At 73.4% G+C, this 18,872-nt stretch carries 23 protein-coding genes; 13 read left to right on the top strand and 10 right to left on the bottom strand.

Annotation, left to right across the window (positions count from 1 at the left end; all coding sequences use genetic code 11):
• Positions 1 to 16 precede the first annotated feature (16 nt).
• The 9 genes from AC07EG_RS06695 to AC07EG_RS06655 are packed head-to-tail and all read left to right on the top strand — an operon-like array spanning position 17 to position 10,283.
• Positions 17 to 1,639, top strand: a complete 1,623-nt coding sequence (locus AC07EG_RS06695) for a carbamoyltransferase family protein (RefSeq protein WP_478252033.1) — start codon at positions 17 to 19, stop codon at positions 1,637 to 1,639.
• Positions 1,636 to 3,111 (top strand): HAD-IIIA family hydrolase, encoded by a 1,476-nt coding sequence (locus AC07EG_RS06690; RefSeq protein WP_478252032.1) that lies wholly within the window; start codon positions 1,636 to 1,638, stop codon positions 3,109 to 3,111. The genes AC07EG_RS06695 and AC07EG_RS06690 overlap by 4 nt, the downstream gene beginning before the upstream one ends.
• The gene (locus tag AC07EG_RS06685; protein WP_478252031.1) at positions 3,108 to 4,148 is read left to right on the top strand and encodes a glycosyltransferase family 9 protein; all 1,041 of its coding nucleotides are present in this window, start codon (positions 3,108 to 3,110) and stop codon (positions 4,146 to 4,148) included. Before AC07EG_RS06690 ends, AC07EG_RS06685 begins: the two co-directional genes overlap by 4 nt.
• A complete protein-coding gene (locus AC07EG_RS06680; protein WP_478252030.1) occupies positions 4,145 to 4,717 on the top strand; it encodes a D-sedoheptulose-7-phosphate isomerase in 573 nt (190 codons plus the stop codon). The genes AC07EG_RS06685 and AC07EG_RS06680 overlap by 4 nt, the downstream gene beginning before the upstream one ends.
• Positions 4,714 to 6,075 carry a D-glycero-beta-D-manno-heptose 1-phosphate adenylyltransferase gene (gene rfaE2 / locus AC07EG_RS06675; protein WP_478252029.1) on the top strand — a complete coding sequence of 454 codons (1,362 nt, stop codon included), beginning with the start codon at positions 4,714 to 4,716 and terminating at the stop codon, positions 6,073 to 6,075. Before AC07EG_RS06680 ends, rfaE2 begins: the two co-directional genes overlap by 4 nt.
• 11 nt (positions 6,076 to 6,086) lie before the next feature.
• On the top strand, positions 6,087 to 6,773 hold the full coding sequence (locus AC07EG_RS06670; RefSeq protein WP_478252028.1) for an SDR family oxidoreductase: 687 nt from the start codon (positions 6,087 to 6,089) through the stop codon (positions 6,771 to 6,773).
• Positions 6,770 to 7,711 (top strand): glycosyltransferase family 9 protein, encoded by a 942-nt coding sequence (locus tag AC07EG_RS06665; RefSeq protein ID WP_478252027.1) that lies wholly within the window; start codon positions 6,770 to 6,772, stop codon positions 7,709 to 7,711. The genes AC07EG_RS06670 and AC07EG_RS06665 overlap by 4 nt, the downstream gene beginning before the upstream one ends.
• The gene (locus AC07EG_RS06660) at positions 7,704 to 9,002 is read left to right on the top strand and encodes a UDP-glucose dehydrogenase family protein (RefSeq protein ID WP_478252026.1); all 1,299 of its coding nucleotides are present in this window, start codon (positions 7,704 to 7,706) and stop codon (positions 9,000 to 9,002) included. Before AC07EG_RS06665 ends, AC07EG_RS06660 begins: the two co-directional genes overlap by 8 nt.
• Before the next feature lie 9 nt (positions 9,003 to 9,011).
• Entirely contained in the window at positions 9,012 to 10,283 is a 1,272-nt protein-coding gene (locus AC07EG_RS06655; protein WP_478252025.1) for an aldehyde dehydrogenase family protein, read from the top strand.
• A 10-nt stretch (positions 10,284 to 10,293) separates the two neighbouring features.
• Here AC07EG_RS06655 and AC07EG_RS06650 read toward each other — a convergent pair whose 3' ends face one another.
• The gene (locus AC07EG_RS06650; protein ID WP_478252024.1) at positions 10,294 to 10,707 is read right to left on the bottom strand and encodes a nitroreductase family deazaflavin-dependent oxidoreductase; all 414 of its coding nucleotides are present in this window, start codon (positions 10,705 to 10,707) and stop codon (positions 10,294 to 10,296) included.
• 111 nt (positions 10,708 to 10,818) lie between these two features.
• On the opposite strand from AC07EG_RS06650, the gene AC07EG_RS06645 reads away from it, so the two are divergent.
• Entirely contained in the window at positions 10,819 to 11,799 is a 981-nt protein-coding gene (locus tag AC07EG_RS06645; RefSeq protein ID WP_478252023.1) for an alpha/beta hydrolase, read from the top strand.
• Between the two features lie 11 nt (positions 11,800 to 11,810).
• On the opposite strand, the gene AC07EG_RS06640 is transcribed toward AC07EG_RS06645, so the two are convergent.
• From AC07EG_RS06640 to AC07EG_RS06620, 5 genes are read right to left on the bottom strand one after another with little or no spacing between them, the layout of a single operon-like run.
• A complete protein-coding gene (locus AC07EG_RS06640) occupies positions 11,811 to 12,245 on the bottom strand; it encodes a VOC family protein (protein WP_478252022.1) in 435 nt (144 codons plus the stop codon).
• Positions 12,246 to 12,285: 40 nt separating this feature from the next.
• Entirely contained in the window at positions 12,286 to 12,534 is a 249-nt protein-coding gene (locus AC07EG_RS06635) for a hypothetical protein (RefSeq protein ID WP_478252021.1), read from the bottom strand.
• A 36-nt stretch (positions 12,535 to 12,570) separates the two neighbouring features.
• Positions 12,571 to 12,843, bottom strand: coding sequence for a DUF3040 domain-containing protein (locus AC07EG_RS06630; protein ID WP_478252020.1), 273 nt, complete (start codon positions 12,841 to 12,843; stop codon positions 12,571 to 12,573).
• A 13-nt stretch (positions 12,844 to 12,856) separates the two neighbouring features.
• Positions 12,857 to 12,982 carry a hypothetical protein gene (locus tag AC07EG_RS06625; protein ID WP_478252019.1) on the bottom strand — a complete coding sequence of 42 codons (126 nt, stop codon included), beginning with the start codon at positions 12,980 to 12,982 and terminating at the stop codon, positions 12,857 to 12,859.
• Between the two features lie 23 nt (positions 12,983 to 13,005).
• Positions 13,006 to 13,239 (bottom strand): hypothetical protein, encoded by a 234-nt coding sequence (locus AC07EG_RS06620; RefSeq protein ID WP_478252018.1) that lies wholly within the window; start codon positions 13,237 to 13,239, stop codon positions 13,006 to 13,008.
• A gap of 173 nt (positions 13,240 to 13,412) precedes the next feature.
• Between AC07EG_RS06620 and AC07EG_RS06615 the strand changes: the two genes are divergently transcribed.
• Positions 13,413 to 15,485, top strand: coding sequence for a hypothetical protein (locus AC07EG_RS06615; RefSeq protein WP_478252017.1), 2,073 nt, complete (start codon positions 13,413 to 13,415; stop codon positions 15,483 to 15,485).
• A 1-nt stretch (position 15,486) separates the two neighbouring features.
• On the opposite strand, the gene AC07EG_RS06610 is transcribed toward AC07EG_RS06615, so the two are convergent.
• Positions 15,487 to 16,311, bottom strand: a complete 825-nt coding sequence (locus AC07EG_RS06610; protein ID WP_478252016.1) for an SDR family oxidoreductase — start codon at positions 16,309 to 16,311, stop codon at positions 15,487 to 15,489.
• A gap of 101 nt (positions 16,312 to 16,412) precedes the next feature.
• Here AC07EG_RS06610 and AC07EG_RS06605 point away from each other — a divergent pair, with 101 nt between their 5' ends.
• Complete coding sequence (locus AC07EG_RS06605) at positions 16,413 to 17,009, top strand: DUF6506 family protein (RefSeq protein ID WP_478252015.1); 597 nt, start codon at positions 16,413 to 16,415, stop codon at positions 17,007 to 17,009.
• On the opposite strand, the gene AC07EG_RS06600 is transcribed toward AC07EG_RS06605, so the two are convergent.
• Positions 17,010 to 17,507, bottom strand: coding sequence for a MarR family winged helix-turn-helix transcriptional regulator (locus AC07EG_RS06600; protein WP_478252014.1), 498 nt, complete (start codon positions 17,505 to 17,507; stop codon positions 17,010 to 17,012).
• A gap of 19 nt (positions 17,508 to 17,526) precedes the next feature.
• Positions 17,527 to 17,991 (bottom strand): DUF6194 family protein, encoded by a 465-nt coding sequence (locus tag AC07EG_RS06595; protein ID WP_478252013.1) that lies wholly within the window; start codon positions 17,989 to 17,991, stop codon positions 17,527 to 17,529.
• A 63-nt stretch (positions 17,992 to 18,054) separates the two neighbouring features.
• Between AC07EG_RS06595 and AC07EG_RS06590 the strand changes: the two genes are divergently transcribed.
• Complete coding sequence (locus AC07EG_RS06590) at positions 18,055 to 18,759, top strand: MerR family transcriptional regulator (RefSeq protein WP_478252012.1); 705 nt, start codon at positions 18,055 to 18,057, stop codon at positions 18,757 to 18,759.
• Here AC07EG_RS06590 and AC07EG_RS06585 read toward each other — a convergent pair.
• Positions 18,745 to 18,867: a hypothetical protein gene (locus tag AC07EG_RS06585; RefSeq protein WP_478252011.1), complete on the bottom strand. Its 123-nt coding sequence runs from the start codon at positions 18,865 to 18,867 to the stop codon at positions 18,745 to 18,747. The genes AC07EG_RS06590 and AC07EG_RS06585 overlap by 15 nt on opposite strands.
• Between the last annotated feature and the right edge of the window lie 5 nt (positions 18,868 to 18,872).

Here is an 18,872-nt window from a genome sequence, read left to right as displayed (position 1 = left end):
TGATGGAGGTGACCGGGTGCGGATACTCGGAATCAACGCCGTGTTCCACGACCCCGCGGCAGCACTCGTGGTCGACGGCAAAGTGGTGGCCGCGGCCGAGGAGGAGCGCTTCAGCCGTCGCAAGCACGGCAAGCCCGCCGTGCCGTTCGCCGCGTGGGAGCTGCCCGAACAGGCCATCCGCTGGTGCCTGGAGCAGGGCGGGATCGACGAAACGCAGCTGGACGCGATCGGGTACTCCTACGACCCGGCCGTGGTCGACCACAGCCTCGGCGGCCTCGATCCGGCGTGGGAAGAGTTGCGCACCACCTATGCGCAGCGCGTACCCAAGTTCCTGAAGACCGTTCTGCCCGGTCTCGATCCGGATATCGTGCGGTTCGTCCGGCACCACGTGGCTCACGCGGCTTCGACCGGGCTCGCTGCTCCGTTCGGGGATTCGGCGGTGCTGGTCGCCGATGGCCGCGGGGAGAACATCTCCTACCTCGCCGGTGAATACCGCGACGGCAAGCTGGTGGAATGGGCGACCCAGTCGCTGCCCCACTCGCTGGGCCTGCTGTACGAGGACCTGACCGAGCACCTCGGCTTCGCCCGGTCCAGCGACGAGTACAAGGTGATGGCGCTGGCTTCCTACGGCAAGCCGCGCTTCGAGCCGGAGTTCCGCGAACTCGTGTACACCACCGGCGACGGCGGTTTCCGGACCGAGCCGATCGACTGGGCTTCCTTCGCGCCGCGGCGCACCGGGGATTTCGAGCAGGTGCACGCCGATCTGGCCTCGACCGTCCAAAAGCGACTCGAAGACGTGCTGCTGGAACTGGCTCACTGGCTGCACGGGCAGACCGGGCAGACCCGGCTGACGCTGGCGGGCGGCATCGCGCTCAACTGCGTGGCGAACAGCCGCGTGTACGCCGAAGGCCCGTTCGACGAGGTGTGGGTGCAACCGGCTTCCGGTGACTCGGGCACCGCGCTCGGCGCGGCGCTGCACCTGGCCGCCGAGGCGGGGGAGCGGCTCGAACCCATGTCCGGGGCCGATCTGGGCCGCGGCTGGAGCGACGACGAGCTGCGGGGCTGGCTCGAGCGCGCCGGGGTCAAGTACGAAGAGCCGGACGACGTGGCCGAAGCCGTCGCCGAAGCGCTGGCCGAAGACCGCATCGTCGCCTGGTTCCAGGGGCGTGCCGAATTCGGGCCGCGGGCACTGGGGCACCGCTCGCTGATGGCGCACCCCGGGCACAAGGCCAATCTGGAACGGCTCAACGACGTGAAGGGCCGCGAGCAGTTCCGCCCGGTCGCGCCGATGGTGCTGGCCGACCGGGCCGCCGAGATCTTCAGCGGCGGGCCGTTGCCGAGTCCGTACATGCTGTTCGTGCACCAGGTCGCGCCGGAGTGGGCCGAGCGCCTGCCCGCGGTGACCCACGTGGACGGCACGGCACGCATCCAGACCGTGGACGCCGCCGAAAAACCGTTGCTGGCCAGGATGCTGGCCTCCTTCGCCGACCGGACCGGCCTGCCGGTGGTGGTCAACACCAGCCTGAACACCGCGGGGCGGCCGATGGTGGACGATCCCCGCGACGCGCTCGAATGCTTCGGCTCCAGTCCGGTCGACGTGCTGGCCATCGGCCCGTTCGTGGTGCGGAGGCCGGTGTGAACCCCGACTACACCGTGGTGATCCCGACCACCGGCCGGCCTGCGCTGAACACCCTCCTCAGTGGACTGGACCACGGCGACGGCCCGGCGCCCGCGGAGGTCATCGTGGTCGACGACCGGCCCGAGGGCGACGAACTGCGGTTGCCGGAGCTGGAGCTGCCGGTGCGCGTGCTGCGCACCGGCGGGCGCGGTCCGGCGGGTGCGCGGAACCTCGGCTGGCAGGCCGCGAGCACCGAGTGGATCGCCTTCCTCGACGACGACGTGCGGGTGCCCGCCGACTGGCGTCGCCGGCTCGCCGAAGACCTGACCGTGGAAGCCGACGCGTCCCAGGGCCGGATCGAGGTGCCGCTGCCGCCGGACCGCCGTCCCACCGACGACGAGCGCGGCACGGCGGGGCTGGCCACCGCCCGGTGGATCACCGCCGACATGGCCTACCGCCGCGAAGTGCTGGTCGCGATCGGCGGTTTCGACGAGCGCTTCCCCCGTGCCTTCCGGGAAGACGCGGACATCGCGCTGCGGGCCGAACGCGCGGGTTACCGGCTGGTGCGCGGTGATCGCGTCACCATCCACCCCGCCCGCCGAGCCGACTTCTTCGCCAGCGTCCGCGCGCAACGCGGGAACGCCGACAACGCCCTGATGCGGGCCAAGTTCGGCCGCAACTGGCGCAAGGACACCGGGGAGGGGCCCGGCAGGCTCGGCCGGCACGCCCTGACCACCGCGTGTGCCGCCGCGACGATCGGCCTCGCCGCGACCCGGCGCCCGTGGGCCAAGTTCGCCGCCGGAGCCTGGCTCGGGCTGACCGCGGAGTTCGCCGCGCGCCGGATCCTGCCCGGCCCGCGCACGCCCGGGGAGATCGCGCGGATGCTGGTGACCAGCGCGCTCATCCCGCCGGTGGCCTGTGCGCACCGACTGGCGGGTGAGGTCCGCGTCCGCACCGGCCGGGTGCCCGCCGCGGTGTTGTTCGACCGCGACGACACGCTGATCACCGACGTGCCCTACCTGGCCGACGCCGACCAGGTCAAGCCCATGCCCGGGGTGGAGGAAGCCCTGCGGCGCCTGCGTTCCCGCGGGGTGCGGGTCGGCGTGGTGAGCAACCAGTCCGGGGTGGCGCACGGCCTGATCAGCCCGGAACAGCTGGCCGAGGTCAACGCCAGGGTGGACGAGCTGCTCGGCCCGTTCGACACCTGGCAGGTCTGCGTGCACCGCGACGCCGACGGCTGCGGCTGCCGCAAACCCCAGCCGGGACTGGTCGAACAGGCCGCACGCGACCTGGGCGTGCCGGTCGAGCAGTGCGTGGTCATCGGGGACATCGGCTCCGACGTCCGGGCGGCGCTCCGCGCCGGGGCACAGGCGATCCTGGTGCCCACCGAGAAGACCAAGCCCGAAGAGGTCGAGCACGCCCGCCGGTACGCGCGGGTGGCGGAAACCCTGGACGACGCCGTGGTCATGGCTTTCTCGGGTGTCCGGCCGTGAGCGCACGCGTGCTCGTCGTCCGCTCGGACAACCTCGGTGACGTGCTGCTCGCCGGGCCGGCCGTCCGAGCGGTGGCCGCGTCCGCCGAGGAGGTCACCTTCCTGGCGGGCCCGCGGGGCCGGGCGGCGGCCGAACTGCTGCCCGGCGTGGACCGCGTGCTCGACTGGTGCGCGCCGTGGATCGACCCGGAACCCCCGGCGGTCACCGCGGCGGGCATGGCGGAGTTCCGCGACCGGATCCGCGGGGTGCGGCCGGACCGGGCGCTGATCCTGACCTCCTTCCACCAGTCGCCGTTGCCGATGGCGCTGGCGCTGCGGGAGGCGGGGGTGCCGTGGATCGGCGCCATCAGCGAGGACTACCCGGGGGCGCTGCTCGACCTGCGCCACCGCGTCGACGGGGACCCGCCGGAGGCCGAACGCGCGCTTTCGCTGGCCGAGGCAGCCGGTTACCGCCTGCCGCCCGGTGACGACGGCAAGCTCGCGATCCGCGGCCCGCTGCCCGACGTCGCCGAGCTGACCGGCGGACCCGGTTACGTCGTGGTGCACCCCGCCGCCACCGCGCCCGCCCGCGAATGGGGCGTGGCGCAGACCGCGGCGGCGGTGCGGCTGCTGACCGAGCACGGCCACCGGGTGGTGCTCACCGGCGCGCCCGGCGACCGCGACCTGGTGCGGCGGATCAGCTGCCCCGGTGCGCTGGACCTGACCGGCCGGACCGATCTCAGCGGCCTGGCCGCGGTGCTCGCCGGGGCCGACGTGGTGGTGGCGCCCAACACCGGGCCCGCCCACCTCGCCGCCGCGGTGCGCACGCCGGTGGTGTCGCTGTTCGCCCCGGTGGTGCCCGCGGCCCGGTGGGCGCCCTACGGCGTGCCGGTGGTGCTGCTCGGCGACCAGCGGGCGGCCTGCCGGGACAGCCGGGCGCGGCATTGCCCGGTGCCGGGACACCCGTGCCTGAACGGGGTGGTTGCCCGGGAGGTGCTCGACGCGGTGCGGAAGTTGGCTGGAACGAAAGAGCTGGAGCACACGGGAGGTGCAGCGTGATCACGGAACATTTCACGGCGCTGGCTGAAGCGCTGGGGCGGCTGACTTCGGCGGCCCCGACCATCGACCGGTGGGGGCGGCACCTGGCCACGGTGCTCACCTCGGGCGGCCGCCTGCTGGCCGCGGGCAACGGCGGCAGCGCGGCCGAGGCCCAGCACCTGACCGGCGAGCTGGTCGGCCGCTACCTGCACGACCGGCCGCCGTTCTCGGCCATCGCGCTGCACGCCGACACCTCGGCGGGCACGGCGATCGTCAACGACTACGGCGAGCAGGAGCTGTTCGCCCGCCAGGTGCGCGCGCACGGCCGTCCCGGTGACGTGCTGGTGCTGCTGTCCACCAGCGGCCGCAGCCAGAACGTCTGCGCCGCGGCCAAGACCGCGCACGACGAGGGCCTGACCACCTGGGCGCTGACCGGCCCGCGGCCCAACAGCCTGGCCGCGCTGTGCGACGACGCGATCGCGGTGGAGGCCGGGTCCACGGCCACCGTGCAGGAGGCGCACCTGGCGATCGTGCACACCCTGTGTGCCGCCTTCGACCGCGCCATCGGCGTGGAAGGCATGGTCGCGTGAACCGGGGCCCGCTGGTCGTCGTCGGGGATTCCCTGCTGGACATCGACGTGGACGGCACCGCCGAACGGCTGTGCCCCGAAGCGCCGGTGCCGGTGGTGGACGTGGTGCGCGAATGGCACCGCGCCGGGGGCGCCGGCCTGGCCGCCAAGCTCGCCGCGCGGTCCGCCCCGGAGGTCGTGCTGCTCACCGCGCTCGGGGACGACGAGGCGGGGGAGCGGCTGCAGGCCCTGCTGCGCGGTGAGGTCGAGGTCTTCGCGCTGCCGCTGGACGGTGGCACGCCGAGCAAGAAGCGCATCCGCGCCGGCGGGCAGCCGATCACCCGGCTCGACCAGGGTGACGGGCGGATGGCCGACCTGCGGTCGCACCGCGGCGTCACCGACCTGCTGCGCGGGGCCGGGGCGGTGCTGGTCGCCGACTACGGCCGCGGGGTCACGGCCAACGGCATGATCCGGCGCCTGCTCACCGAAGCCGCGCCACGGGTGCCGGTGGTCTGGGATCCCCATCCGCGTGGCTCGCAGCCGGTGCGCGGGTGCCGGCTGGCCACGCCCAACGACGCCGAAGCCCTCCGGTTCGCCGGTGAGCGCCGCTCGCCGGACGAACTGGCGCGGGCCCTGCGCGTGGCGTGGGGCAGCGACGCCGTGGCGGTGACGCTCGGCGCGGACGGCGCGGTGCTCGCCGACGCCGAGCAGACCCGGATGGCCGTGGTGCCCGACGGCTGCCGCGTGGCGGCCGGGGTGCGCCCGGACACCTGCGGGGCGGGCGACCGGTTCTCCAGCGCGGCCGCCGCGGCGCTCTACGACGGCGCGAACACCGCCGAAGCGGTGGAACTGGCGGTGGAGTCCGCCGCCCGGTTCGTGGCGGCGGGCGCGGCCAGCTCGCTTTCGGAGGCCCCGACCGCGGTGCCGTCGCCGCGGCGTGAGCCGTCGGCCTTCGCGCTGGCGGCGAAGGTCAAGGCCCGGGGCGGCAGGCTGGTGGCCACCGGCGGCTGCTTCGACCTGCTCCACCCCGGTCACCTGACGCTGCTGGAACAGGCCCGCTCGATGGGCGACGCACTGGTGGTCTGCCTGAACTCCGACGAGTCCGTCCGGCGGCTCAAGGGCGAGAGCAGGCCGATCCTCAGCGCCCCCGACCGGGCCCGGCTGCTGAACGGACTGGCCGCGGTGGACGCGGTGGTGGTCTTCGACGAGGAGACCCCGGAACGGCTGCTCGACCGGCTCGCCCCGGACGTGTGGGTCAAGGGCGGTGACTACGCCGAAGCGGACCTGCCGGAGGCCCCGGTCGTCCGGCGGCACGGCGGTGAAGTCGTGCTGGTGCCGGTGCTCGACGGCTATTCGACCACCCGGCTGGTCACCCGATGAGGAGGAGGACCATGACAGAACTGGGCAACGTGCTGATCTCCGGCGGGGCGTCCGGACTCGGCGCCGCCACCGTGGCGGCCGTGCGGGAGGCAGGCGGCAATCCGCTGGTGCTCGACCGCAACCGCCCCGCCGACGGGGTGCCGCACGTCCAGGTCGACGTCACCGACACCGAAGCCACCACCCGCGCGGTGAACCAGCTGGCCGAGGAAGCGGGCGGGCTCGACGCGGTGTTCGCCGCGGCGGGCATGGACGTGCCGGGCACGCTCGATTCGGTGCCCGCCCAGACGTGGGAGAACGTGGTCCGGGTGAACCTGTTCGGCACCGCCGCGGTGGTCCGGGCGGCGCTGCCGCACCTGGAGGCCAGCCGCGGCACGGTGGTCACCGTCGCTTCGACGCTGGGCATCAAGGCGGTCAGCGACGCCACCGCCTACTGCGCCGCGAAGTTCGGCGTGGTCGGCTTCACCAGGGCACTGGCCGCGGAGACCGCCGGGCGGATCGGGGTGACCCTGCTGATCCCCGGCGGCATGCACACGGCCTTCTTCGACACCCGCGAGGACCGGTACAAACCACCGGCCGACGCGAAGCTGAACCGCCCGGAGGACGTGGCGCGGACCGTGTTGTTCGCGCTCAGCCAGCCCGCCGGGTCGCAGGTGCGTGAACTCGTGGTCTGCTCGGACGAAGAGTCCTCCTGGCCATGAGCGGCATCCTGGTCCTGCGTGCGCTCGGGCTCGGTGACCTGCTGGTCGCCGTGCCCGCGCTGCGCGGGCTGCGGCGCGCGTTCGGCGACGAGCGGATCACGCTCGCCGCGCCCGAGCCGTTCCGCGAACTGCTGCCGCTGCTGGACGCGGTGGACGAGCTGGCCCCCACCACCGGCCTCGGGGACCTCCGCGCGCCGCCGGAACGGCCGACGCTGCTGGTCAACCTGCACGGCAGCGGCCCGGAAAGCCTCGCCGACCTCGCCGCGGTCGCGGACGGCGCACCGGTGATGACCCACGCCCACCCCGATTTCCCGCAGTACCCTGGTCCACAGTGGACCGAAGACCTGCCGGAGCGGGTGCGCTGGTGCCGGTTGCTGGCCTACTACGGGATCGAAGCCGATCCCGGCGAGCTGCGCATCGGGCGTCCGGAAGAACCCAGCCCGGCACCGGGCGCGGTGGTGGTGCACCCCGGCGCGGCCTTCGGTGCCCGGCGCTGGCCACCACGGCGGTTTTCCACCGTGGCCAGGGAACTGGCTGCCGCCGGGCACCGGGTGGTGATCACCGGTTCGGCCGCGGAACGGGAACTGGCCCGCGAGGTGGCGGCGGGTGCCGGACTCGGCGCCGGCGCCGTCCTCGCCGGGCAGACCGGGCTCGCCGCGCTCACCGCGCTGGTCGCCGAAGCCGCGCTGGTGGTCTGCGGGGACACCGGCGTGGCGCACCTGGCGTCGGCCTGCGGAACCGCTTCGGTGCTGTTGTTCGGGCCGACCCCGCCTGCCCGCTGGGGACCGCCGTCCGATCAGGACCGGCACGTCGTGCTGTGGTCGGGCACCACCGGCGACCCGTTCGCCGACCGGCCGGACCCCGGCCTGCTGCGGATCGGCGTGCCCGAAGTGCTCTCCGCGACACGGCTCGTACTGGGAGGTGAACGCGATGGCTGACCCCGCGGTCGGGGTGGTCGGCGCCGGTTACGTCGGCCTGACCACCGCAGCCTGCCTGGCCCACCTCGGGCACCGGGTGGTCTGCGCCGACATCGACGAGGCCAAGGTGGACGGTCTGCGCCGCGGCGAGGTGCCGATCAGCGAACCGCGGCTGCCGGAACTGGTCGCCGAAGGGCTGGCCACCGGACGCCTGCGGTTCACCACGTCGTCCGCCGAACTCCGCGACGCGGACGTGGTCTTCGTCTGCGTGGCCACGCCGATGGGGGACCGGGGCCAGGCCGATCTGCGGGCCCTGGAATCGGTCCTGCGTGAACTGGGTGCGCTGCTCGACCCGGGCACCGTGCTGGTGCTGAAGTCCACCGTGCCGGTGGGCACCACCGCCCGCGTGCCCGAGCTGACCGGCCGGGACGACCTGCCCGCGGTGAGCAACCCCGAGTTCCTGCGGGAGGGCTTCGCCGTGCGCGACTTCCTCGAACCGGACCGGATCGTGATCGGCGGTGACGCGGGCGCGGACCGGGTGGAGCAGCTGTACTCGGCGCTCGGCGCCCCGGTCCTGCGCACCGGCACCGCGAGCGCGGAACTGGGCAAGTACGCCTGCAACGCCTTCCTGGCGGTGAAGTTGTCCTACGCCAACGAAATCGCCGAACTGTGCGAACAGGTCGGCGCCGACGTGCGGCAGGTGACCAGGACGATGGGCCTGGACGACCGGATCGGCCCGGCGTTCCTGCGGCCCGGCCCCGGCTGGGGCGGCTCGTGCCTGCCGAAGGACGTCGCCGCGCTGCGGCGCTCCGCCCGCGACCGCGGCCTGCGGTTCGACCTGCTGGGCGCGGCCGAGCGCACGAACAGCGGGCAGCACGAACGCGTGGTGCGGAAGATCCAGGAGGTGCTGACCGGCTCGCCCTACGGCTCGCCTGCCGGTCAGCGGATCGGCCTGCTCGGGCTGACCTTCAAGGCGGGCACGGACGACCTGCGGGATTCGCCCGCGCTGGCCATCGCCGCCCGGCTCGCCGCCCGCGGGGCGGTGCTGACCGGGTACGACCCGGCGGTGCCCGCGGCCAAGGGCGGGGCCGTCGAGCACGTGCACGTGGTCGACGACCCGCTGCTGGTGGCCAAGGACGCCGCGGTGCTGGTGGTGCTCACCGAGTGGCCCGAGTTCCGCGAGCTCGACTGGGCGCAGCTGGCCCAGCTCGCCGACCGGGCGGCGGTGGTGGACACCCGGAACCTGCTCGACGCCGACGCACTGGCCCGGCACGGCTTTTCGTGCCGGGGCATCGGCATCCCGACCCGATAGGAGGTCCCCATGCCCGACACGGCCGCGACGATCACCACGGCCAGGCAGGCCCAGCGCGCCTGGGCCGCCACCCCGGCCACCGAACGCGGTGCCGCGCTGCGACGGGCGGCGGCCGCGTTGCGCGAGCGGGTCGAGGAACTGGCCAAGGCCAACGAATCCGACACCGGCCGCGTCGAGGCCGAAGCCGCCGAAGGCGTGCTCGCCGGAGCGGGCACGCTGGAGCAGTACGCCGAGCTCGGCCCGCTGCACCGCGGGCGCACGCTGCACGGGAACATCTCGGCCACCGACTTCATGGTGGCCGAACCCCGGGGCGTGGTGGTCGCGTTGACCCCGTGGAACGACCCGGTGGCGGTGGCCTGCGGCCTGCTCGGCGCGGCACTGGTCACCGGCAACGCGGTGGTGCACAAGCCGAGCGAGCGCGCTCCGATGACCGGCGCGCTGCTCGGGGAGGTCCTGGCGGAGTGCCTGCCGGACGGGGTGCTGCAGACGGTGCCCGGGGACGGCCTGGTCGGCGCGGAACTGGCCGGGCACCGCGGGGTCGACCTGGTCGCGCACGTCGGCAGCGTGGAGGCGGGCCGGTCGATCGCGCTGGCCTGCGCCCGCAGCGGGGCGAAGGCGTTGCTGGAGAACGGCGGCAACGACCCGCTCGTGGTCGACGGCGACGTGGACCCGGCCTGGGCGGCCGGGCAGGCCGCACTCGGTGCCTTCGCCAACTCGGGGCAGATCTGCGTCGCGGTCGAGCGCATCTACGTGCACGAGGCGATCGCCGAGCCGTTCGTCGCCGCCCTCGCCGTGGAGGCGCGGTCCCGCGGTCTGCTGCCGCTGGTGGACAACCGGCAGCGGGACAAGGTGGACGCGCACGTGCGTGAGGCGCTGGCGAACGGCGCGCAGCTGGTCGCCGGTGGGGAGGCGCCCGCCGGTCCGCAGTACCCGGCGACCGTGCTCACCGGCTGCACCGGCGAGCTGCTGGTGATGCGGGAGGAGACCTTCGGGCCGGTCGCGCCGGTGCAGGTGGTCCGCGACTTCGACGAGGGCATGGCGGAAGCGGCCACCGGCGAGTACGGCCTCGCGGCCACCGTGCTGACCCGGTCGATGGCCAACGCCCAGCGGGCCTGGCGGGAACTGCCCGCGGGCACGGTGAAGGTGAACTCGGTGTTCGGTGGCGCCCCGGGTGGCGCGGCCGAACCGCGGGGCGCCAGCGGCTCCGGCTTCGGTTACGGCCCGGAACTGCTCGACGAGATGACGCAGGTGAAGGTGGTGCACCTGGAACCCGCGCCGTGAGCGCCGCGGGTCACGCGTCCTGGGCGGGCACCAGCGCGACCACCGGGATCACCCGGCTGGTGCCCTCCTGGTACTTCGCGAAGCCGAGGTACAGCTCGGCTTGACGGGCGTACAGCTCGTCGCGCTCGGCGCCGGTGATCTCGACGGCGCGCACCGCGACGGTTTCCGTGCCGACCTCGATCTTGGTGTCCGGATTGGCCTTGACGTTGTGGTACCAGGCCGGGTGCCGGTCGGCGCCGCCGTTCGAGGCGAAGATCAGGCGGCGCTCGCCGTCCGGGAGGTACATCAGCGGACTGATCTGCTCGCGGCCGCTGCGGGCGCCGGTGTGGTGCAGCAGCAGGAGCGGCGCGCCGGCGAAGGGCCCGCCGACGCGGCCCTCGTTGGCGCGGAACTCGTCGATCACCTGGGTGTTGAAGTCGCTCATCTCCGCCTCAACCCGCGAGGGCGGCGGCCTATTCCACTGTTGCTTGACCTGGCTCGGTGGCAGGCGAGAAGCTGAAGGTGCCCGCCTGACGACCGACCGCGAAGGCCCGCCATGCTGAGGAAAGCGCTGATCCTGTTGCTGACGCTGGCCGGCCTGGCGGTGGCGGCACCGGCGGTGGCCCAGCCGGGCCGGGCGGTGGTGCTCGAGGAGCGGCAGCTCAGCGGACGGCTGGTGGAACTGAAGGTCCGCTCGCCGGCGTTGCGGGCGGACGTCGGGGTGCGCCTGCTGCTGCCCGAGGGCTTCGACGCCGAGCCGGGCAAGCGGTGGCCGGCGCTCTACCTGCTGCACGGCTGCTGCTCGGCTGGCGAAGGGCAGCTCGAATGGACCACCCACACCGACGTCGAGGCCCACACCCAGGACCTCGGCGCGCTGATCGTCATGCCGGAAGCCGGTGACGTCGGTTTCTACTCGAACTGGCTGTCCGGCCCGGCGTGGGAAACCTTCCACCTCACCGAATTGCGGCGCCTGCTGGAGCACCGGTACCGCTCCGGCCACGAACGCGCGGTCGCGGGCCTGTCCATGGGCGGCTTCGGCGCGCTGTCCTACGCGGGACGGCACCCCGGCATGTTCCGGGCGGCTGCTTCCTACAGCGGCGTGGTGCACCCCACCCACGGGGACGGGGCCTTCGCCGCGGGCCTGCTGGAGCTGATCGCCTCCTTCGGGGAGGATCCGCTGGCGCTGTGGGGTGATCCGGTGGAGCAGGCCCGGATCTGGGCCGCGCACAACCCGTACGACCTGGCCTGGCGGCTGCGCGGGCTGCCGGTGTACCTGGCCTCGGGCAACGGGCAGCCCGGGCCGCTGGACCCGCCGGGCGCCCCGTTCGACGCGACCGAGCAGGCCCTGGGCGAGCAGACCGCCGCGACGGCGGCGCGGCTGGTCAAGGCCGGGGCGAAGGTGACCACGTGCCGGTACGGGCCCGGTACGCACACCTGGCCGTACTGGGAACGGGAACTGCACCGTTCACTGCCGATGCTGGCCAAGGCCATGAATGCGCCGTTCGACCCGCCGGAGGCGTTGCCCGCGGCCTGCTGATCCCTCCGGGGTCAGTCGAGGCAGAACTCGTTGCCCTCGATGTCCTGCATGACGATGCACGACTCGTTGTGCTCGTCGGCGACCATCACCCGCTCGCACACCGCACCGAGCGCGATCAGCCGTTCGCTCTCGGCCTTGAGCGTGGCGAGCCGCTCGTCCCCGACGAGGCCGGTGCCCGCCCGCACGCAGAGGTGCACCCGGTTCTTGACCACCTTGCCCTCGGGCACGCGCTGGAAGTACAGGCGCGGGCCGACCCCGTTGGGATCGACGCAGGCGAACGAGCGCCCCTGGTCCTCCGGCGGCAGCGAGCGATCGAACTCGTCCCAGGTGGCGAACCCCCTCGGGGCCGGCGGCACGACGTATCCGAGCACTTCGCACCAGAACCGGGCGAGGCGTTCGGGCTCCGCGCAGTCGAAGGTGACCTGGACCTGCTTGACCGACGTCATACGGTCACCCTAATGGGGCGCGCCAAGCGAATTCCCGTGCTCAGGCGCTGACCGGCTGCTCCGGTGCCGTGGCGTTGAGCGCCGCCCGCAGTTCGAAGGTCTCGGCGACGGACAGCTCCAGCCGCGTGGTGGACGGGCCGAGCTGGCCGTCCGGCGCGCTGGTCAGCTCGATGCTGGAGCCCCGGTCGTTCGGCCGGAGGCGGATCCGCCCGCCGCAGGCCAGTTCCATGGTGACGGCGGTGTCGTCCCGCTGCGGCCGGAGCCGGTTGAGCAACCACATTCTGATCACGACCGGGGAGTAACCCGCGCCCGTACGGGTGAAACGCTAGCTTTCGGTGACGGTTTCCCGGCGCCGGGTCCAGTGCACGCAGGCGACGCCGGCCAGGCCGAGCAGCCCCCACAGCAGCAGCGCGGCGCTGTTGCTGACCAGGCCGACGACCAGCATCAGCAGCACGGTGACGTCGGTCAGGGTGAGGATCAGCCGCCACCGCTTCGCCTGCGCCGCGTGCCCGGCACGCAGTTTCGCGGCGAACCGGGGGTCCTCGTCACGCAGGCTCTGTTCGATCTGCCGGAGCGCGGGGTGGTCGGGTGGGGTCACGATGGCCTCCTCGTCAACCGGACTGCGGGTCGGTGTCGTCGTGCGGGTCGCCCGAGGTGCCCTGCTCCCCGCGGAGCACCTCGCGTTCCCTGGCTTCGTCCTCGTCCTGGCGGTCGTCGGACTTCCGGTGCTGGGCCATGGTGGTCTCCTTCCGCGGGTGGATCAGCCGCCGAGCGTGCGCAGCCGGACGTCGAGTTCGGCGGCGATCTCGTCGATTCCCCGGTGGGTCAGCTCGTCCTCGAGGTCGGCTTTGGCCAGCAGGGAAACGGCGCCGTGGTAGCGGTCGTGGTCGAGTTCGTCGCGGGAGAGCACCAGCGCACGGCCTTCGAGCACCACCAGGACCGGATCGTCCAGTTCGGCCTCGCGCAGTCGGCGCACGTCCTCGGCGGTGATCATCCGGTCCTCCTCGCGAGCGGCTGTCCCCTCCGGCTTCCCGGCAGATCGCGATCCATGCCTCACCAACGGGGGATTTTTCCGGGCCGGGTGTCACACGTTCGGGGGCAGGTGCGGTAGTCCACCCCGGTCCGGGTACGCCGGTCGTGGTCGACGGACGAGGAGAGTGGTGAAAGATGAACGCGCTTTGGTGGGGACTCGCGGGGCTCGGTGGGCTGCTGGGTTTGGTGGGTTTGGCTGGCTTGGCGCGGGGACGCCGTCGGCCGCCGGCCCGGAACGCCGCCGATCCGCTGGCGGAGTACCCGTTCGCGAAGGAACGCTGCGTGCCGAACGCCGACAACGCGCACACGCCGCTGATGCTGCCGGTGATCACCCCGGAGATGGCGGGGCTGTCGCCGGACCAGGTGCCGCGGGCGGAGAAGAAGACCGCGACCGGCGTGTTCGAAGGCAACCTCGACGACCAGGACCCGGGTGGGGTGCTGCTGCACACCCAGCCGCTACGGCAGGAGGACCTGCCGGTCAAGGCGGACGAGGTGGCGGAGGGGGTGGCGCCGCACGACGGTTCGGGCGTGAACCTGGTGCCCACCCAGCCGATGCGGCAGCCGGACCTGCCGGTCAGCGCCGAAGCCTCCCTGGCGGCGCGGGGTGGGGTGGAAAGCACCGAAGGCAGGCACCGGCGTTCGGTCGACGATGTGCCCGTCCGGACGGTGAGCCGGGAGCAGAACGCACGGGCGTACGAATCGGCGCGCTACGTCCCGGTTCACGAGGACGATGTCTCGCCGGTGGCCGAAGACATCCCCGCCTACCAGGACGAGTTCTCCCGGCGCCCGGTGAGCATGGCGGGGCCGGTGGAGGACGTGGAGATCCCGGTCCAGGCGGATGGCCGGGAACGGGAGCCGGCGGGAGTGCAGCCGGAGCCGGCGGCTTGGGAAGAGCCGGTTCGAGCGGGCTCGGCGGTTGAGCCCGCGGCTCCCGCGCGCTCGGCCTGGGAGGAACCGGCCCTGGCGGGCCCGGCCCCGGCTGGACCTTCGGTCGGCACCTGGTCGAGCGCCCCCCAACCCGCCGAGACGGAACCCTTGGGAGCGCAGGAAGAACGCATCCCGGCCGACGAGTGGTCGAGTGCGCCCGCCGGGGCGGATTTCGCCGCGGAGCCGACAGTTCCCGCGCAGTCGGATCAGGCAGAGCCGGCAGCTGCGCAGGCGTGGTCGGGTGCCGGGCCGTCGACCCACGGGCAGGCCGGTCCGGTGAACCCGTGGACCAGTGGGCAGCACACGGCCACCGAACAGCCGGTTCCGCAGGCGGCCCAGTTGAGCTGGGAAGAACTCGCCCAGCCACCCCAGGGCGAAGTCGCGGACCCCGCCTCCACCCGGCCGAACCGCGAGGAGCCGCTTCCCGTTGCTGATGCGCCCCAGCGGGAGTCGCTTGCCGCTGCCGAGGTCGCGCCTCCACGTGAGGAGCCGCTTGCGGCGGCTGAGGCCGCGCCTCAGCGGGAGGATTCGCTTCCCGTTGGTGGGGCTGCGGCCCAATGGGAGCCGCCCACCGCTGGGGCCGAGAGCATCGGAGCATCCCAGCGCGGGGAGTCGCTGCCGGTGGCTGATGTGCCTCAGCGGGAGTCGTTCGCCGCTACCGAGGTCATGCCTCAGCGCGAGCCGATCGCCGTCGCTGAAACCGCGCCCCAGCGGGAGGAGTCGTTCGCTGGGGTGGCGTCTCAGCGGGAGGAGCCACTTTCCGCTGCCTCGCCTCAGCGGGAGGAGCCGTTTGCTGGGGTCGCGTCCTCGCGGGAGGGGTCGCTTGCTGGGGTGGCGTCTCAGCGGGAGGAGCCACTTTCCGCTGCCTCGCCTCAGCGGGAGGAGCCGTTTGCTGAGGCCGCGCCCCAGCGGGAGGGGTCGCGTGCCGAAGTGACGCCTCAGCGAGAGGAGCCGTTCGCCGGGGTCGCGCCCCAACAGGAGGAGTCCTTCGCCGAGGTTGCTCCCCAGCGGCAAGAGCCGTCCGCTGCGGACGAAGCGTTGCCGGTCACGCAGGCCGCTCCCCGTCAGGAGGAAAGCGCCAGCCGACCCGCACATGCGCGGCCTGAAGTGGAGGTGCCCCACCAGGCCGTCAGCCCGGAGCACCCCGAAATCCCCACCCCGGCCGTGAGCCCCGAGCAGCACAACGGCGAAGCCGCCCGGCAGCGGGTGCGCCGGGCGGTCAACCGGCTCAGGACGCGGGTGGACTCCGTCGAAGCGGCGGTGCGCCGGTTCCGCCGGTGAGTCAGGGCGCCCGCCAGTCGTGTGAGCCCAGTTCGCTCGACGCCTGCGGGCCCATCAGCAGCATGCCGCCGTCGACCACCAGGGAGGCACCGGTGATGTAGGCGGCGGCGGGCGTGGCCAGGAAGGCGACGGCGGCGGCGACCTCGCGGGCGTCGCCGGTGCGGCCGAGTGGTACGCCGGGGCGTTCCTGCGCGCGCGGGTCCACATCGGTCTGGCCGGTCATCGGGGTGGAGATCTCACCCGGCGCCACCGAGTTCACCGTGATGCCGTGCCGCGCGAGTTCGATGGCCAGCACCTTGGTGAGCGCGCCCGCACCCGCCTTCGCCGCGCAGTAGGGTGCCGCGCCGACCCGCGGGGCGTGCTCGTGCACGCTGGTGATGGTGATGATCCGGCCGCCGCGCCCGGCGGCGATCATGTGCCTGGCCGCCCGCTGGGAGCAGGCGAACGGCCCGTCGAGGTCGACCGCGACCACTTCGCGCCACTTGGCGAAGTCCATGTCGACGGCGAGTTCGGTGCTGCCCGTGCCGGAGCAGTTGACCAGGACGTCGACCCCGCCGAGGTCCTGCGCGAGCGCGTCGATGACGTCGGCCTCACCGGGCAGCCGGGTCAGGTCCAGCTGCCGGACGTGCGCGGTGACGCCGTGCGAACGCACTTCCGAGGCGGTGTCCTCAGCGCCGCCGGCATCGGAGTGGTAGGTGATGCCGACGTCGAGGCCACCGCCGGCCAGGGCGACCGCGATGGCCCGGCCGATCCCGGAGTCCGAGCCGGTGACGATCGCGGTGCGGGGCTGGGCCGTGTCGGCCGCTGTCGGTGCTGGGAGGTTCATGCCGCCCGGCTACCCGGCAACGCACGCGGGAATACCCGGGCACCCGTCCCGGTTAAGCTTGGCATCAAGTAGTTCAATGGCAAGCTAATTGGAGGCCCGCGATGAACGAGATGTTCCTCTTCCTCGAACCCGGCACCGATCCCGAGCACGACCGGCTGGTCCAGAACTTCGGGGACAGCGAGTCGCTGCTGGTCTGGGTGCCGGACGGGGCCGCCGCCGCGCGGGTGGCCGCCGAGCAGGCGGCGGCCGGGGTGAAGCTGATCGAGCTGTACCGCGGCTTCGGCCTGGCGGAAGCCGCGGAGGTGATCGAGGCGGTGGACGGCCGTGCGGCGGTCGGCGTGGCCGGGTTCGGCCTCGGCGGTGCGCCCACCGGGCCGGTCGCCGACACGGTCACCGTCTTCGTCGGCCACCCCAGCGCCGATCCGGCCGTGCACCGCGTGGTCCGCGAGCACGGCGGCGGCAGGCGGACCACCGCGGTCGCGGCGCCGGATGCCGCCACCGCCGTCGCGGTCGCGCGGGAACTGGCGGACCGCGGCGCGGAGCTGATCGAGGTCTGCGGCGGGGCGTCGCTGACCGCCGCGCGCGACGTGTCCGCGGCGCTCGCCGGGCGGGTGCCGGTGAGCTTGGTCAGCTGGCCGTTCGACTCGATCGAACGAGCCGCCGCGTTCAAGGCGGAGTTCGACGCCGAGCACGCCTGATCAGCGGGCCGCCTCCGCGTGCAGCAGGAGTTCCTTGAGCAGCGCGGCCAGCGTTTCCCGTTGTGCCGCACCGAGTGGGGCGAGGAACTCCGCATCGGCGGCCAGCACCGCGTCGAGTGCCTTCGCCGCCAGTTCGGCCCCGGCCCCGGTGAGCCGGATGCGCACCGCGCGCCGGTCGTCCGGGTCGGGGTCGCGGGCCACCAGGCCGGCGCGCTCCAGCCGGTCCAGGCGCGCGGTCATCGCGCCGGAGGTGATCAACGCGGTTTCGGCCAGTTCCCGCGGATGCGTGCCCTCGGGATCGGCGCGCCGGCGGAGCGTGTTCAGCACGTCGAAATCGCCGTAGCTCAGCCCGAGCGGGCGCAGCGCGGCCACCACCGCGGCCTGCCCGTGGCCGGCGCAGCGGAACAGCCTGCCGACCACGTGCAGCGCGCTGACGTCGAGCCCGGTTTCGTGAGCGGTCCACTCGTCGACCATCTGGTCGATGGCATCCTTCGGCACGGACCGAGCCTAACGCCGGTCAGCCCGCGCGGCGTTCGTACCGGGACCTGGCCTGTTCGTAGGCGGTGTGCAGCAGTTCCCGGAGCACGGCCTCGGTCCGCGGGCCGGGGTTCACCACGGCGAGCCAGCCGACCGCACCGTAGACCGGGTGCGCGAACAGCGTGTCGGCGGCGCTGTGGTCGACCTCCTCGGCGGGTGCCTCGCGCGGGGCGTGGCCCGCCCACTTGCGGAAGTTTTCCTTGCCCGCGTTCACGTTGACCCGGAAGGTGTCCGGACGGTCCAAACGCGACTTCTCGTCTTCGGGGTAGTTCTTGGTCACGATGGTGGCGAACGGCTGGGTGTTCGTCGGCATGACGCCGTCGGGGGCGTAGAAGAAGAACGTGTCGCCCCAGGTCAACTCCGGTGAACCGTCACCGGGGCCGGGTCGCACGGTCAGCACGCCGTCGAGGCCGTCCACCACGCCGATGATCTCCTCTGTCTGCATGTGTTCCAGCGTTTCATTGAAGTGCTTGTGGAGACTTCGAGCCGCTGAACGTAAGGTCGACAGGTGCCAACCCTCAAAACCGCCGAAGTGGCCCGGCGTGCCGGGTACTCGGTGCAGCAGGTGCGCAACCTCGAACGGGACGGCGTGCTGCCCCCGGCGGAGCGCACCGCCTCGGGCTACCGGGTCTACGGCGAGGTGCACGTGCAGTGCGCTCTGGCCTACCGGGCACTGGCCGCCGGAACCGGCCCGGTGGAGGCCAAGCGGATCATGCGGGCGGTCAACGACGGGCCGCCGTCGCGGGCGCTGGCGATGCTCGACGCGGCCCACGCGCACCTGCACACCGAGCGCACCGATCTCCGCCTCGCCGAACGGGCCGCCGAAGCGATCTCCGCCGAGCCGATCCACGACGTGGCTCCGGCGGATTCGATGAGCGTGTCCGAACTCGCCACCGCGCTGGGCGTCCGCCCGTCGACCCTGCGGCACTGGGACGCCGAGGGCCTGGTCGTGCCGGACCGCGACGAGGCCAGGGGAGCGCGGCGCCGGTACTCGCCCGTCCAGGTCCGGGACGCGCGGATCGTGCACCAGCTGCGCGGGGCCGGCCACCGCATCGGCGCACTGCGGGCCCTGATGCCGCACGTGCGTGCCGGGAACCGGGCCGAGGACGTCAAAACCGCGCTCGTCGCGAGGGAAGCGGCGATCACCGCCCGGTCGCGGGCGCTGCTCGACGCTTCGGCCGCGGTGAGCGCGGTGCTCTCAAGCCGTGTCTGAACCACCCGCCCGCACCGACGACGTGCCCGTGCCGGCGATCTGCTCGGCCGCCTCGTCGTCGAGCCCGTCGTCGGTGATGATCCGGTCGATCTCGTCCAGCCGCAGCACCCGGT

Source organism: Amycolatopsis sp. NPDC045836 (assembly GCF_056431745.1).
The sequence above is the reverse complement of the archived record's forward strand: the minus strand, read 5'-3'. Positions and strand labels throughout refer to the sequence as shown.